Origin of the sequence: Massilia sp. KIM (assembly GCF_002007115.1) — a bacterium.
GTDB lineage: Bacteria > Pseudomonadota > Gammaproteobacteria > Burkholderiales > Burkholderiaceae_D > Telluria.
In genome coordinates this window covers 275,677-287,910 of record NZ_MVAD01000003.1, presented here as the reverse complement: position 1 = coordinate 287,910, position 12,234 = coordinate 275,677, and the positions used below count along the sequence as shown (strand labels likewise).

24 protein-coding genes are annotated in these 12,234 nt (G+C 60.0%); all 24 read left to right on the top strand.

Translation table 11 applies throughout. The annotated features are described in order from the left end of the window. Positions 1–10: 10 nt before the first annotated feature. The 24 genes from rpsS to rplQ all read left to right on the top strand — a co-directional run bounded on the left by rpsS (position 11) and on the right by rplQ (position 11,826). Positions 11–286 (top strand): 30S ribosomal protein S19, encoded by a 276-nt coding sequence (gene rpsS, locus B0920_RS21600; protein WP_078034747.1) that lies wholly within the window; start codon positions 11–13, stop codon positions 284–286. Next, entirely contained in the window at positions 283–615 is a 333-nt protein-coding gene (gene rplV / locus B0920_RS21595; RefSeq protein ID WP_174348348.1) for a 50S ribosomal protein L22, read from the top strand. The genes rpsS and rplV overlap by 4 nt, the downstream gene beginning before the upstream one ends. A gap of 11 nt (positions 616–626) precedes the next feature. Continuing rightward, positions 627–1,421, top strand: coding sequence for a 30S ribosomal protein S3 (rpsC, locus tag B0920_RS21590; protein WP_078034746.1), 795 nt, complete (start codon positions 627–629; stop codon positions 1,419–1,421). A 2-nt stretch (positions 1,422–1,423) separates the two neighbouring features. Continuing rightward, on the top strand, positions 1,424–1,843 hold the full coding sequence (rplP, locus tag B0920_RS21585) for a 50S ribosomal protein L16 (protein ID WP_036246288.1): 420 nt from the start codon (positions 1,424–1,426) through the stop codon (positions 1,841–1,843). A gap of 12 nt (positions 1,844–1,855) precedes the next feature. Beyond that, positions 1,856–2,047 (top strand): 50S ribosomal protein L29, encoded by a 192-nt coding sequence (gene rpmC, locus B0920_RS21580; protein ID WP_078034745.1) that lies wholly within the window; start codon positions 1,856–1,858, stop codon positions 2,045–2,047. Next, positions 2,044–2,316 (top strand): 30S ribosomal protein S17, encoded by a 273-nt coding sequence (gene rpsQ, locus B0920_RS21575; protein ID WP_027867253.1) that lies wholly within the window; start codon positions 2,044–2,046, stop codon positions 2,314–2,316. Before rpmC ends, rpsQ begins: the two co-directional genes overlap by 4 nt. A 235-nt stretch (positions 2,317–2,551) precedes the next feature. After that, on the top strand, positions 2,552–2,920 hold the full coding sequence (gene rplN / locus B0920_RS21570; protein ID WP_078034744.1) for a 50S ribosomal protein L14: 369 nt from the start codon (positions 2,552–2,554) through the stop codon (positions 2,918–2,920). Positions 2,921–2,929: 9 nt separating this feature from the next. After that, the gene (gene rplX, locus B0920_RS21565; protein ID WP_078034743.1) at positions 2,930–3,244 is read left to right on the top strand and encodes a 50S ribosomal protein L24; all 315 of its coding nucleotides are present in this window, start codon (positions 2,930–2,932) and stop codon (positions 3,242–3,244) included. A 5-nt stretch (positions 3,245–3,249) separates the two neighbouring features. Continuing rightward, positions 3,250–3,789: a 50S ribosomal protein L5 gene (gene rplE, locus B0920_RS21560; protein WP_078034742.1), complete on the top strand. Its 540-nt coding sequence runs from the start codon at positions 3,250–3,252 to the stop codon at positions 3,787–3,789. A 4-nt stretch (positions 3,790–3,793) separates the two neighbouring features. Continuing rightward, positions 3,794–4,099 (top strand): 30S ribosomal protein S14, encoded by a 306-nt coding sequence (gene rpsN / locus B0920_RS21555; RefSeq protein WP_005663444.1) that lies wholly within the window; start codon positions 3,794–3,796, stop codon positions 4,097–4,099. 14 nt (positions 4,100–4,113) lie between these two features. Beyond that, positions 4,114–4,509 carry a 30S ribosomal protein S8 gene (gene rpsH / locus B0920_RS21550; protein ID WP_078034741.1) on the top strand — a complete coding sequence of 132 codons (396 nt, stop codon included), beginning with the start codon at positions 4,114–4,116 and terminating at the stop codon, positions 4,507–4,509. Positions 4,510–4,519: 10 nt separating this feature from the next. Continuing rightward, entirely contained in the window at positions 4,520–5,053 is a 534-nt protein-coding gene (gene rplF, locus B0920_RS21545) for a 50S ribosomal protein L6 (RefSeq protein WP_078034740.1), read from the top strand. Positions 5,054–5,065: 12 nt separating this feature from the next. After that, the gene (rplR, locus tag B0920_RS21540; protein ID WP_078034739.1) at positions 5,066–5,428 is read left to right on the top strand and encodes a 50S ribosomal protein L18; all 363 of its coding nucleotides are present in this window, start codon (positions 5,066–5,068) and stop codon (positions 5,426–5,428) included. A 12-nt stretch (positions 5,429–5,440) separates the two neighbouring features. Then, entirely contained in the window at positions 5,441–5,959 is a 519-nt protein-coding gene (gene rpsE, locus B0920_RS21535; protein WP_078034738.1) for a 30S ribosomal protein S5, read from the top strand. An 11-nt stretch (positions 5,960–5,970) separates the two neighbouring features. Continuing rightward, positions 5,971–6,150 carry a 50S ribosomal protein L30 gene (rpmD, locus tag B0920_RS21530; protein ID WP_078034737.1) on the top strand — a complete coding sequence of 60 codons (180 nt, stop codon included), beginning with the start codon at positions 5,971–5,973 and terminating at the stop codon, positions 6,148–6,150. Between the two features lie 26 nt (positions 6,151–6,176). After that, positions 6,177–6,608: a 50S ribosomal protein L15 gene (gene rplO / locus B0920_RS21525; protein ID WP_078034736.1), complete on the top strand. Its 432-nt coding sequence runs from the start codon at positions 6,177–6,179 to the stop codon at positions 6,606–6,608. Positions 6,609–6,636: 28 nt separating this feature from the next. After that, a complete protein-coding gene (gene secY, locus B0920_RS21520) occupies positions 6,637–7,971 on the top strand; it encodes a preprotein translocase subunit SecY (RefSeq protein ID WP_078034735.1) in 1,335 nt (444 codons plus the stop codon). A gap of 19 nt (positions 7,972–7,990) precedes the next feature. Next, positions 7,991–8,209 carry a translation initiation factor IF-1 gene (infA, locus tag B0920_RS21515; protein ID WP_005663428.1) on the top strand — a complete coding sequence of 73 codons (219 nt, stop codon included), beginning with the start codon at positions 7,991–7,993 and terminating at the stop codon, positions 8,207–8,209. Between the two features lie 36 nt (positions 8,210–8,245). Continuing rightward, positions 8,246–8,359 (top strand): 50S ribosomal protein L36, encoded by a 114-nt coding sequence (rpmJ, locus tag B0920_RS21510; protein WP_005663407.1) that lies wholly within the window; start codon positions 8,246–8,248, stop codon positions 8,357–8,359. 15 nt (positions 8,360–8,374) lie between these two features. Further along, entirely contained in the window at positions 8,375–8,740 is a 366-nt protein-coding gene (gene rpsM, locus B0920_RS21505; RefSeq protein ID WP_036208931.1) for a 30S ribosomal protein S13, read from the top strand. 15 nt (positions 8,741–8,755) lie between these two features. Beyond that, complete coding sequence (gene rpsK, locus B0920_RS21500; RefSeq protein WP_078034734.1) at positions 8,756–9,160, top strand: 30S ribosomal protein S11; 405 nt, start codon at positions 8,756–8,758, stop codon at positions 9,158–9,160. A gap of 206 nt (positions 9,161–9,366) precedes the next feature. Beyond that, positions 9,367–9,990 carry a 30S ribosomal protein S4 gene (rpsD, locus tag B0920_RS21495; protein WP_078034733.1) on the top strand — a complete coding sequence of 208 codons (624 nt, stop codon included), beginning with the start codon at positions 9,367–9,369 and terminating at the stop codon, positions 9,988–9,990. 326 nt (positions 9,991–10,316) lie between these two features. After that, complete coding sequence (locus tag B0920_RS21490) at positions 10,317–11,294, top strand: DNA-directed RNA polymerase subunit alpha (protein ID WP_026354946.1); 978 nt, start codon at positions 10,317–10,319, stop codon at positions 11,292–11,294. A 136-nt stretch (positions 11,295–11,430) separates the two neighbouring features. Further along, complete coding sequence (gene rplQ / locus B0920_RS21485) at positions 11,431–11,826, top strand: 50S ribosomal protein L17 (RefSeq protein ID WP_078034732.1); 396 nt, start codon at positions 11,431–11,433, stop codon at positions 11,824–11,826. The last annotated feature ends 408 nt before the right edge of the window (positions 11,827–12,234 follow it).

Sequence of the window (12,234 nt, the reverse complement as noted above, 5' to 3'; positions counted from 1 at the left end):
GGGATAACACATGACTCGTTCATTGAAAAAAGGGCCGTTCATTGACGCCCACCTGGTGAAGAAAGTCGAAGCCGCGCAAGCGACCAAAGACAAGAAGCCAGTCAAAACCTGGTCGCGCCGCTCGACGATCACCCCGGACTTCATCGGTCTGACCATCGCCGTCCACAACGGCAAGGTCCACGTCCCGGTGTACGTCTCGGAGAACATGGTCGGCCACAAGCTCGGCGAATTCGCGCTGACCCGTACGTTCAAGGGCCACGCCGCTGACAAGAAGGCGAAAAAATAATGGAAACTAAAGCTATCCTCAAAGGTGTGCGTCTGTCGGAACAGAAGGGCCGCCTCGTTGCAGACCTGATCCGTGGCAAGAAAGTTGACGCTGCACTCAACATTCTGCAGTTCAGCCCGAAGAAGGGCGCGACCATCATCAAGAAGGTGCTGGAGTCGGCTATCGCCAACGCCGAGCACAACGATGGTGCTGACATCGACGAACTGAAGGTCACCCAGATCTACGTCGAAAAGGGCCCGATCCTGAAGCGCTTCACCGCACGTGCGAAGGGCCGCGGCGATCGTATCTCGAAACAATCCTGTCACATCTACGTGACTGTCGGTAACTAAGGAGTCACACGATGGGTCAGAAAATCCACCCAACCGGCTTCCGCCTGGCGGTCACCCGTAACTGGGCGTCGCGCTGGTACGCTGGCAACGGCAATTTCGCCGACATGCTCAAGGAAGACCTGGAAGCTCGCGCTTTCCTGAAGAAGAAGCTGAAGAACGCCTCGGTCGGCCGTATCGTCATCGAGCGTCCGGCCAAGAACGCGCGCTTCACGATCTATTCGTCGCGTCCTGGCGTCGTGATCGGCAAGAAAGGCGAAGACATCGAAGTCCTGAAGTCCTCGCTGACCAAGATCATGGGCGTGCCGGTGCACGTGAACATCGAAGAGATCCGCAAGCCGGAAATCGATTCGCAGCTGATCGCCGACTCGATCTCGCAGCAGCTCGAGAAGCGCATCATGTTCCGTCGCGCCATGAAGCGCGCGATGCAGAACGCCATGCGCCTGGGCGCCGTCGGCATCAAGATCATGTCGTCGGGCCGCCTGAACGGCATCGAGATCGCACGTACCGAATGGTACCGCGAAGGCCGTGTGCCCCTGCACACCCTGCGCGCCGACATCGACTACGGCACCAGCGAAGCATCGACCACCTACGGCATCATCGGCGTCAAGGTCTGGGTCTACAAGGGCGACCGCTCGGCAACCGGCGAAGCACCTGTGATCGACGTGCCGGCCGACGAGAAGAAGCCGCGCGGCCCGCGCCGCGATGATGGCAAGCCAGCCGGCCGCGGCCGTCCGGGCGCCAAACCAGGAGCCGCTCCAGCAGGTCGTCGCGCCGCTGCCAAGCCGGCTGAGAAAGCAGGAGAATAAAGATGCTGCAGCCATCCCGCAGAAAGTATCGTAAAGAGCAGAAGGGCCGTAACACCGGCATCTCGCACACCCGCGGCACCTCGGTGTCGTTCGGTGAATTCGGCCTGAAGGCAGTCGCCCGCGGCCGTATCACCGCGCGCCAGATCGAAGCGGCGCGTCGTGCGATGACCCGTCACATCAAGCGTGGCGGCCGTATCTGGATCCGTATCTTCCCGGACAAGCCGATCTCGAACAAGCCGGCCGAAGTCCGTATGGGTAACGGTAAGGGTAACCCGGAGTACTACGTCGCTGAAATCCAGCCAGGCAAGGTCCTGTACGAGATGGACGGCGTCGCAGAAGAACTGGCGCGCGAAGCGTTCCGCCTGGCCGCTGCCAAACTGCCGCTGGCAACCACCTTCGTGGTGCGCCAAGTCGGCCAATAACAGGAGTTGAATATGAAAGCATCGGAACTCCGCGGCAAAGACCAGGAAGCGCTGCAAAAGGAACTGAACGAGCTGCTGAAGGCCCAGTTCGGCCTGCGCATGCAACTCGCTACCCAGCAGCTGGCCAACACCGCGCAGCTCAAGAAAGTACGTCGCGATATCGCGCGTGTGAAGACCGTGATGAACTCGAAGGAAGCCAAATGAACGACACCACTAAAACGGCGCTGAAGCGTACGCTGGTCGGCAAAGTCGTGTCCGACAAGATGGACAAGACGGTGACCGTCCTGATCGAGCGTCACGTGAAGCACCCGCTGTATGGCAAGATCATCGTGCGCTCGAACAAGTACCATGCGCACGACGAGACCAACCAGGTCAAGACCGGCGACACGGTCGAGATCACGGAAGGTCGCCCGATCTCGAAGACGAAGGCCTGGACCGTGACCCGTGTTGTGCAACAAGCACAGGTCATCTAAGCCTTAAAATTTGTCTTGCGTGGCCCGCTGGTATCTGGGATACTAGCGGGCTTCGTTCATGTGTCGCCGCAGTTATCCCCCCGCGGTAGCGCGGCCTGTGTAACGAACGTTATTGGAAAGTCCAATCACCCAATCGTATTGCTCCAGCAGGGGCGGTGCGGCGGGACCAAGACTGACCGCAGGCCCACGGTTCTCCGTGGGGTTTTCTACGGCTTAAGTTGGGAAAGAAAATACTATGATTCAAACCGAAAGCCGGCTCGAAGTGGCCGACAACACCGGTGCCAAGGAAGTTCTGTGCATCAAGGTGTTGGGCGGCTCGAAGCGCCGTTATGCGAGCATTGGCGACATCATCAAGGTCACCGTCAAGGTGGCCCAGCCGCGTGGTCGCGTCAAGAAGGGCGAAATTTACAACGCCGTGGTCGTGCGTACCGCTAAAGGTGTGCGCCGCCAGGACGGTTCCCTGGTGAAGTTCGACGGCAACGCCGCTGTCCTGCTGAACTCCAAGCTGGAGCCGATCGGTACCCGTATCTTTGGACCGGTGACGCGCGAACTGCGTACCGAGAAGTTCATGAAGATCGTGTCCCTGGCACCTGAAGTTCTGTAAGGAGTCGACATGGATAAGATTCGCAAAAACGACGAAGTCATCGTTCTGGCCGGTAAGGACAAGGGCAAGCGTGGCGTCGTTCAGCAGCGTGTGGACGCTGAGCACGTCATCGTTGAAGGCGTCAACGTCGCCAAGAAGGCGACCAAGCCGAACCCGATGACCGGCAACACTGGTGGTATCGTCGACAAGACTATGCCGATTCACGTCTCGAACGTCGCTCTGTTCAACGCAGCGACCGGCAAGGCAGATCGCGTTGGCTTCAAAGAAGTGGATGGCAAAAAAGTCCGCGTCTTCAAGTCGAACGGCGAAGTAGTGAAGGGGTAATATAAATGGCCCGTCTCCAACAAGTTTACAAAGACAAGGTCGTTGCCGAGCTGACCGAGAAATTCGGTTACAAGTCGGTGATGGAAGTCCCGCGCCTGACCAAGATCACCCTGAACATGGGTCTGTCGGAAGCAGTCGCCGACAAGAAGATCATCGAGCACGCCACTGGCGACCTGACCAAGATCGCCGGCCAGAAGCCGGTCGTGACCAAGGCACGCAAGGCAATCGCAGGCTTCAAGATCCGCGAAGGCTACCCGATCGGTGCGATGGTGACCCTGCGCGGCGCCCGCATGTACGAATTCCTGGACCGCTTCATCACCGTGGCCCTGCCGCGCGTGCGTGACTTCCGTGGTGTCAGCGGCAAATCCTTCGATGGCCGCGGCAACTACAACATCGGCGTCAAAGAGCAGATCATCTTCCCGGAAATCGATTACGACAAGATCGATGCGCTGCGTGGCATGAACATCTCGATCACCACGACCGCTAAGACCGACGAAGAAGCCAAAGCGCTGCTCGCCGCCTTCAAATTCCCGTTCAGGAACTAAGAGCATGGCAAAACTTGCACTGATTAACCGCGAACAGAAGCGTGCAGACCTGGTGGAGAAATTCGCCGCAAAGCGTGCAGCTCTGAAAGCGATCATCGACGACCAGTCGAAGTCGGAAGAAGAACGTTACGAAGCCCGCCTGAAACTGCAGGCCCTGCCGCGCAACTCGGCGCCGACCCGCCAGCGTAACCGCTGCGCCATGACCGGCCGTCCGCGTGGCACTTTCCGTAAATTCGGTCTCGCCCGCACCAAACTCCGCGAATTCGCCATGAAAGGCGAAATCCCGGGTATGACCAAAGCTAGCTGGTAATAGGAGAACAAGCAATGAGTATGAGCGATCCTATCGCCGATATGCTGACCCGCATTCGCAACGCACAGGGCGTCCAGAAGACCACGGTCGCAATGCCGTCGTCCAAAGTGAAGGTTGCGATCGCCAACGTCCTGAAGGACGAGGGTTACATCGAAGATTTCGCCGTGACCACCGAAGGTGGCAAGTCGGAACTGAAAATCGGTTTGAAGTATTACACCGGCCGTCCGGTCATCGAGCGCCTCGAGCGCGTGTCCCGTCCTGGCCTGCGCATCTACAAGGGCAAGGACGAAATCCCTCAGGTCATGAACGGCCTGGGCGTGGCAATCGTCTCGACCCCGAAGGGCGTGATGACCGATCGCAAAGCACGTGCTACCGGTGTCGGTGGCGAAGTGATTTGCTACGTGGCTTAAGGAGTAGACGATGTCTCGAGTAGCTAAGATGCCTATCGCCGTTCCGGCGGGCACCGACGTTTCGATCACCGCATCGGCCATCACGGTCAAGGGCCCCCTGGGCACCCTGACCCAGCCGCTGAACGGTCTGGTCAAAGTCGAAAACAACAATGGCACCCTGACCTTCGACGTGGTGGACGATTCGCGTGAATCGAACGCGATGTCGGGCACCCTGCGCGCCCTGGTCAACAACATGGTCACCGGTGTCACCAAGGGCTTCGAAAAGCGCCTGACCCTGGTCGGCGTGGGTTACAAGGCCGCCGTCCAAGGCAACGCCCTGAACCTGTCGCTGGGCTTCTCGCACCCGGTGCTGCATGCCATGCCGGAAGGCGTGACCGCTGCGACCCCGACCCCGACCGAGATCCTGATCAAGGGTATCGATCGCCAGAAGGTCGGCCAGACCGCCGCTGAAGTGCGTGCTTACCGCTCGCCTGAGCCTTACAAGGGCAAGGGTGTCCGTTATGCGGACGAAGTGGTGAAGCTTAAAGAAACCAAGAAGAAATAATCGGAGCTGACGATGGACAAGAAAGAATCGCGTCTGCGTCGCGGACGTCAAACCCGCATCAAGATCGCCCAGCTGGGCGTGAACCGTCTGTCGGTTCACCGCACCAACCTGCACATCTATGCGAACCTGATCAGCCCGGACGCAAAGGTGCTGGTGTCGGCTTCGACGCTGGAAGCAGAAGTGCGCGCCGAACTGGCAGGCAAGAGCGGTGCGGGCGGCAACGCCGCTGCCGCCGCCCTGGTTGGCAAGCGCGTCGCCGAGAAGGCACTGAAAGCAGGAATCACCGAAGTTGCGTTCGACCGCTCGGGTTTCCGTTACCACGGCCGTGTGAAGGCGCTGGCGGAAGCCGCGCGTGAAGCCGGTCTGAAGTTCTAAGGAAGAATCGTCATGGCAAAAATGCAAGCGAAAATGCAAAGCGACAAGCCGGATGATGGCATGCGCGAGAAAATGATCGCGATCAACCGCGTCACCAAGGTGGTGAAGGGTGGTCGTATCATGGGTTTTGCCGCGCTGACCGTTGTCGGTGACGGCGATGGCCGCATCGGCATGGGCAAGGGCAAGTCGAAGGAAGTTCCTGTCGGCGTGCAGAAGGCAATGGAAGAAGCCCGTCGCAACCTGATCAAGGTGCCCCTCAAGAACGGTACGCTGCACCACACCGTCACCGGCCGCCACGGCGCCTCGCGCGTCATGATGTCGCCGGCCAAGCCGGGTACCGGCGTGATCGCTGGTGGCGCAATGCGCGCTATCTTCGAAGTGATGGGCGTGACCGACGTGGTCGCCAAGTCGACCGGTTCGAGCAACCCGTACAACCTGGTGCGCGCGACCCTCGACGGTCTGGCGAAAATGAGCACTCCGGCCGACATCGCTGCCAAGCGCGGCAAGTCGGTTGAAGACATCCTGGGTTAAGGGGAACAAACATGGCAAACACCATCAAAGTCAAGCTCGTCAAGGGCCTGATCGGTACCCGCCAGGACCACCGCGCCACCGTGCGCGGCCTGGGCCTGCGTCGTGTCAACTCGGTCTCCGAGCTGCAGGACACCCCGTCCGTGCGTGGCATGATCAACAAAGTCGCGTACCTCGTTAAAGTTGTCTCGTAAGCCGCGGCTTGCGTACGGAGAAATCAATGCAACTCAATACCATCCAACCCGCAGAAGGCGCGAAGCACGCTAAGCGTCGCGTCGGTCGCGGTATCGGCTCGGGCCTGGGCAAGACTGCCGGCCGCGGCCACAAGGGTCAGAAATCGCGTTCGGGCGGCTTCCACAAGGTCGGTTTCGAAGGCGGTCAGATGCCGCTGCAGCGCCGTCTGCCGAAGCGCGGCTTCAAGTCGCTGAACGCCACGTTCAAGGCTGAAGTGCGTCTGTCGGACCTGAACAACCTGGCCGTCGGCGACATCGACATCCTGGTGCTCAAGCAGGCAGGCATCCTGCCGGTCGTGGCACGTGACGTGCGCGTCATCCTGTCCGGCGAGATCACCAAGGCGGTGAACCTCAAGGGCCTGAAGGCGACCGCTGGCGCGAAAGCGGCGATCGAAGCAGCTGGCGGTTCGGTCGCGTAAAGCGACCGCTGCCTGATCGGAGCAAAAATTGGCGACTAATTCACAACTTGGTAAAAGCGCCGCTTCCGGCTTCCCCTGGGGTCGGCTGTGGTTTTTGCTTGGCGCATTGGTCGTGTACCGCATCGGTGCTCACATCCCGGTCCCCGGGATTGACCCGGTGCAGCTTGCGGCGCTGTTCAAGCAGAACGAGGGTGGCATCCTGGGCATGTTCAACATGTTCTCGGGCGGCGCCCTGTCCCGCTTTACCGTGTTCGCTCTCGGCATCATGCCCTACATTTCGGCTTCGATCATCATGCAGCTCGCATCGATCGTCTCGCCGCAACTGGAGGCGCTGAAGAAGGAAGGCGAAGCCGGCCGCCGCAAGATCACCCAGTACACCCGTTACTTCACGGTGGCACTGGCGTTGTTCCAGGCATTCGGCATCGCGGTCGCGCTCGAGGCGCAGCCGGGACTCGTGCTCGATCCGGGCATGGGCTTCCGCTTCGTCACCGTGACGACCCTCCTGACCGGCACCATGTTCCTCATGTGGCTGGGCGAGCAGATCACCGAACGCGGTCTCGGCAACGGTATCTCGATCATCATCTTCGCGGGTATCGCGGCAGGTCTGCCGTCGGCCCTGGGTGGCCTGTTCACCCTGGTCTCGAACGGTTCGATCGGCAGCTTCTCGGCGATCCTGATCGTGGTCCTGGTGGTGGCGGTGACCTACGGCGTGGTGTTCGTGGAACGCGGCCAGCGCAAGATCCTCGTCAATTACGCCAAGCGCCAGGTCGGCAACAAGATCTACGGTGGCCAAACCAGCCACCTGCCCTTGAAGCTGAACATGGCCGGCGTGATTCCGCCGATCTTCGCTTCGTCGATCATCCTGTTCCCGGCGACCATCGTCGACTGGTTCACGCGCGGCAAGGACTCCAGCAGCCCGGTCATCGGGTTCCTGAAGGACCTGGCGGCGTCGCTGGCTCCGGGCGAGGCGATCCACGCGTTGCTGTATGCGGTGGCGATCGTTTTCTTCTGCTTCTTCTACACCGCGCTGGTGTTCAACAGCAAGGAAACGGCGGATAACTTGAAGAAGAGCGGCGCTTTCGTTCCGGGCATCCGTCCGGGCGAGCAGACCGCACGCTACATCGACAAGATCCTGATGCGCCTGACCCTGGCCGGTGCGGTCTATATCACCCTGGTGTGCCTGGTGCCGGAGTTCATGACTGCCCAGTGGAAGGTTCCCTTCTACTTCGGCGGCACGTCGCTCCTGATCATCGTGGTGGTGACGATGGACTTCATGGCACAAGTGCAGAACTATGTCATGTCGCAGCAATACGAATCGCTGCTGCGGAAGGCGAACTTCAAGGGCGGAATTCCGACGCGATAAGCGGGAGTGCATAGACCGAATGGCAAAAGACGACGTCATCCAAATGCAGGGGGAGATTCTCGAGAATCTCCCGAACGCGACCTTTCGCGTGAAGCTGGAAAACGGGCACGTGGTGCTGGGACATATCTCGGGTAAAATGCGGATGAATTACATCCGCATTCTCCCGGGCGACAAGGTGACGGTGGAACTGACCCCGTACGACCTGTCCCGAGCCCGCATCGTGTTCCGCACCAAGTAAAGAATCATCAAGTAAACGAACCGAAGAGAGTCCAAAATGAAAGTTAACGCTTCAGTCAAGCGGATCTGCCGCAACTGCAAGATCATCAAGCGCAAGGGCGTGGTCCGTGTGATCTGCGTCGAGCCGCGTCACAAGCAGCGTCAAGGTTAATACGAGGAATATCGAATGGCACGTATTGCAGGGGTTAACATCCCAAATCATCAGCACACTGTTATCGGCCTGACGGCGATCTACGGTATTGGCCGTCCGCGTTCGCAGAAGATCTGCGACGCAACCGGTATCGCGACCAACAAGAAGGTCAAGGACCTGGACGATAACGAACTCGAGAAGCTGCGCGACGAAGTTGCGAAGTTTGTCGTGGAAGGCGACCTGCGCCGCGAACTGTCCATGAACATCAAGCGTCTGATGGATCTGGGCTGCTACCGCGGCATGCGTCACCGTAAGGGTCTGCCGGTGCGCGGCCAGCGTACCCGTACCAATGCTCGTACCCGCAAAGGTCCGCGCAAGGCCGCACAATCGCTCAAGAAATAATCTAGGAACCTGACCATGGCCAAGCAACAAAGCAGCGCAGCAGCAGCTCGCGTGCGCAAGAAAGTCAAGAAGAACGTCGCCGAAGGCATCGCTCACGTCCACGCTTCGTTCAACAACACGATCATCACGATCACCGACCGTCAGGGCAACGCTCTGTCGTGGGCAACCTCCGGCGGCGCCGGCTTCAAGGGTTCGCGCAAGTCGACCCCGTTCGCAGCACAGGTGGCTGCCGAAGCTGCTGGCCGTGTCGCTCAGGAGTCGGGCGTGAAGAACCTGGAAGTGCGCATCAAGGGCCCGGGCCCGGGCCGCGAGTCGGCTGTGCGTGCACTGAACAACCTGGGCATCAAGATCACCGAGATCCAGGACGTGACCCCGGTTCCGCACAACGGCTGCCGTCCGCCGAAGCGTCGTCGTATCTAATTCGCGACGCTGACCCCTCGGGGTCAAAGTGCATCAAGAGATTGCCGGTGCAGTTGCCCAAAATAGGGTATACTGCCCGGCTCTTGTCGCCTGCCATTTGTTTTGGCGGGCGTTTTGTTTAAGCCACGTCCGGCCAAGCATGGACCGGACTAGCGCCTGGGTGCTGAGCACCGCTGGGGCGTGATTAATTTATAAAGGTATTCAACGTGGCACGTTATATCGGACCCAAAGCAAAACTGTCGCGCCGTGAAGGCACCGACCTGTTCCTGAAGAGCGCACGCCGCTCGCTCGATTCGAAGTGCAAGCTGGACGTCAAGCCGGGCCAGCACGGCGTCAAGTCGGGCGCCCGTACCTCGGACTACGGCAACCAGCTGCGTGAAAAGCAGAAGGTCAAGCGTATCTACGGCGTGCTGGAGCGTCAGTTCCGCCGCTACTTCGCAGAAGCATCGCGCAGGAAGGGCAACACCGGCGAAACCCTGCTGAAGCTGCTGGAAGCCCGCCTGGACAACGTCGCCTACCGCATGGGCTTCGGCTCGACCCGCGCCGAAGCACGCCAGCTGGTGAGCCACAAGGCCTTCACCGTGAACGGCAACGTCGTGAACATCCCGTCGTACCAGGTCAAGACCGGCGACGTGATCGCTGTGCGCGAAAAGGCCAAGAAGCAAGTGCGTATCGCTGAAGCGCTGTCGCTGGCTGAACAAGTCGGCTTCCCGAGCTGGGTGTCGGTCGATGCCAAGAAGTTCGAAGGCACCTTCCGTTCGTTCCCGGAGCGTAACGAGATCGCAGCCGACGTCAACGAAGCGCTGATCGTCGAACTGTACTCGCGTTGATTGATGACGGTGGGGGCGGCGTTGGCTGCTCCTGCCTCGTCATCGGACGGCGGGGAGGGACACGTCCCTTTCCCCACCGTCATCCCCGCGAAGGCGGGGATCCAAGTTTGGTGGCTGCATCGCGAAACTTGGGTTCCCGCCTTCGCGGGAACGACGGGAGTGGTTGGGCGGCTGCAGCAACCTAGGGTTGGCGCCGCTGAAAGTCTCGGACTTCTTCCATTCTCATCGCACCGATTTCGTATCACCGCCTGCACTGCGCAGGCGTTCTCATTAATGCCATCAGCCTTATCGGTGTAACGAGCCGAGGGTATTGAAAAGGACATTTCATGCAAAATAGTCTGTTGAAACCACGTATCATCGATGTTGAAGCACTGGGCGCCGGCCACGCGAAAGTCGTGATGGAGCCCTTCGAACGTGGTTATGGCCACACGCTGGGTAACGCGCTGCGTCGCGTTCTGCTGTCGTCGATGATCGGCTACGCGCCGACCGAAGTGACGATCGCCGGCGTCGTGCACGAGTACTCGTCGCTGGACGGCGTGCAGGAAGACGTCGTCGACCTGCTGCTGAACCTCAAGGGCGTGGTGTTCAAGGTGCACAACCGTGATTCGGTCACCCTGACCCTGAAGAAGGAAGGCGAAGGCGCCGTGCTGGCTTCGGACATCGACCTGCCGCATGACGTGGAACTGATCAACCCGGATCACGTGATCGCTCACCTGACCGCCGGCGGCAAGCTGGACATGCAGATCAAGGTCGAGAAGGGCCGCGGCTATGTGCCGGGTAACGTGCGCCGCCTGTCGGAAGACACCAACAAGACCATCGGCCGCATCATCCTGGACGCGTCGTTCTCGCCGGTCCGTCGCGTGTCCTACGCCGTGGAATCGGCCCGTGTCGAACAGCGTACCGACCTGGACAAGCTGATCATCAACATCGAAACCAACGGTGTGATCACCCCGGAAGAAGCGATCCGCCAGTCGGCCCGTGTCCTGGTGGACCAGCTGAACGTGTTCGCCGCCCTGGAAGGCACCGAAGCCGCCGCCGAAGCACCGTCGCGCGCTCCGCTGGTCGATCCGATCCTGCTGCGTCCGGTGGACGACCTGGAACTGACCGTCCGTTCGGCGAACTGCCTGAAGGCCGAGAACATCTACTACATCGGCGACCTGATCCAGCGTTCGGAAAACGAACTGCTGAAGACCCCGAACCTGGGTCGCAAGTCGCTCAACGAAATCAAGGAAGTGCTCGCTTCGCGCGGCCTGACCCTGGGCATGAAACTCGAGAACTGGCCGCCGGCTGGTCTGGAAAAGTAATCCAGCGATTTCGCAGCTTTGCAGTACCCGTCCGGACGCTCCTGTCCGGGCGGTTTTCAACCCCGAACCGGTCCGCGGTCATGCTCCGGCATGAACGATCGAAGAACTGGAATGTAAAACACCGAAAGGAACTACCATGCGTCACCGTCACGGCCTTCGTAAGCTGAACCGTACTTCGTCCCACCGCCTGGCCATGCTGCGCAACATGACTGTTTCGCTGCTGCGTCACGAAGCCATCAAGACCACCCTGCCGAAAGCAAAGGAACTGCGTCGCGTCGTCGAGCCGATCCTGACCCTGGGCAAGACCGACACCCTGGCTAACAAGCGTCTGGCGTTCTCGCGCCTGCGCGACCGCGAAATCGTGCTGAAGCTGTTCGCCGAACTGGGCCCGCGCTACGCTAACCGCAACGGCGGTTACCTGCGCATCCTGAAGATGGGCTTCCGCGTTGGCGACAACGCACCGATGGCTTACGTCGAACTGGTCGACCGTCCGGAACCGACCACCGCTGAAGAAGCACCGACCGCTGAGTAATCGGCATCGACTAAAAACCAGGCTTCGGCCTGGTTTTTTTTCGTCTGCTGTAAAAAGGTGCCGGCCTGTAATGCCGTTAAGTTACCCCCTGAACGTCGTTCCGGCGAAGGCCGGAACCCAAGTTCTCACGCACAGACACGCACGCAAACTTGGGTCCCGGCCTTCGCCGGGACGACGTGCGGGCGCTAACTGAACGGCGCTAGGCTCTGGCCTGTTTTTTCCGTCGTTACGGCGAAGGCCTGGTCGGCCACGCCGGAACCCAAGTTCTTTTGCGCAGACACGCACGCAAACTTGGGTCCCGGCCTCCGCCGGGACGACGTGCATGGGCTAACTCAACGGCGCTAGGCTCAGGCCTGTTTCTTGAGCTGTTGAGTTGTCGACTTGGCAAGCCGCCTTAAGCCTCACCAC

Bases quoted from the DNA above. Each gene is read 5' to 3' on its own strand.
- rpsE (WP_078034738.1), top strand. From the start codon at position 5,441: ATGGCAAAAATGCAAGCGAAAATGCAAAGCGACAAGCCGGATGATGGC.
- rpmD (WP_078034737.1), top strand. From the start codon at position 5,971: ATGGCAAACACCATCAAAGTCAAGCTCGTCAAGGGCCTGATCGGTACC.
- rpsS (WP_078034747.1), top strand. From the start codon at position 11: ATGACTCGTTCATTGAAAAAAGGGCCGTTCATTGACGCCCACCTGGTG.
- rpsQ (WP_027867253.1), top strand. From the start codon at position 2,044: ATGAACGACACCACTAAAACGGCGCTGAAGCGTACGCTGGTCGGCAAA.
- rpsN (WP_005663444.1), top strand. From the start codon at position 3,794: ATGGCAAAACTTGCACTGATTAACCGCGAACAGAAGCGTGCAGACCTG.
- rplN (WP_078034744.1), top strand. From the start codon at position 2,552: ATGATTCAAACCGAAAGCCGGCTCGAAGTGGCCGACAACACCGGTGCC.
- rpmC (WP_078034745.1), top strand. From the start codon at position 1,856: ATGAAAGCATCGGAACTCCGCGGCAAAGACCAGGAAGCGCTGCAAAAG.
- rplO (WP_078034736.1), top strand. From the start codon at position 6,177: ATGCAACTCAATACCATCCAACCCGCAGAAGGCGCGAAGCACGCTAAG.
- rplP (WP_036246288.1), top strand. From the start codon at position 1,424: ATGCTGCAGCCATCCCGCAGAAAGTATCGTAAAGAGCAGAAGGGCCGT.
- rplQ (WP_078034732.1), top strand. From the start codon at position 11,431: ATGCGTCACCGTCACGGCCTTCGTAAGCTGAACCGTACTTCGTCCCAC.
- rpsC (WP_078034746.1), top strand. From the start codon at position 627: ATGGGTCAGAAAATCCACCCAACCGGCTTCCGCCTGGCGGTCACCCGT.
- infA (WP_005663428.1), top strand. From the start codon at position 7,991: ATGGCAAAAGACGACGTCATCCAAATGCAGGGGGAGATTCTCGAGAAT.
- rpsM (WP_036208931.1), top strand. From the start codon at position 8,375: ATGGCACGTATTGCAGGGGTTAACATCCCAAATCATCAGCACACTGTT.
- rplR (WP_078034739.1), top strand. From the start codon at position 5,066: ATGGACAAGAAAGAATCGCGTCTGCGTCGCGGACGTCAAACCCGCATC.
- B0920_RS21490 (WP_026354946.1), top strand. From the start codon at position 10,317: ATGCAAAATAGTCTGTTGAAACCACGTATCATCGATGTTGAAGCACTG.
- rpsK (WP_078034734.1), top strand. From the start codon at position 8,756: ATGGCCAAGCAACAAAGCAGCGCAGCAGCAGCTCGCGTGCGCAAGAAA.
- rplX (WP_078034743.1), top strand. From the start codon at position 2,930: ATGGATAAGATTCGCAAAAACGACGAAGTCATCGTTCTGGCCGGTAAG.
- rplF (WP_078034740.1), top strand. From the start codon at position 4,520: ATGTCTCGAGTAGCTAAGATGCCTATCGCCGTTCCGGCGGGCACCGAC.
- rpsH (WP_078034741.1), top strand. From the start codon at position 4,114: ATGAGTATGAGCGATCCTATCGCCGATATGCTGACCCGCATTCGCAAC.
- rplE (WP_078034742.1), top strand. From the start codon at position 3,250: ATGGCCCGTCTCCAACAAGTTTACAAAGACAAGGTCGTTGCCGAGCTG.
- rpmJ (WP_005663407.1), top strand. From the start codon at position 8,246: ATGAAAGTTAACGCTTCAGTCAAGCGGATCTGCCGCAACTGCAAGATC.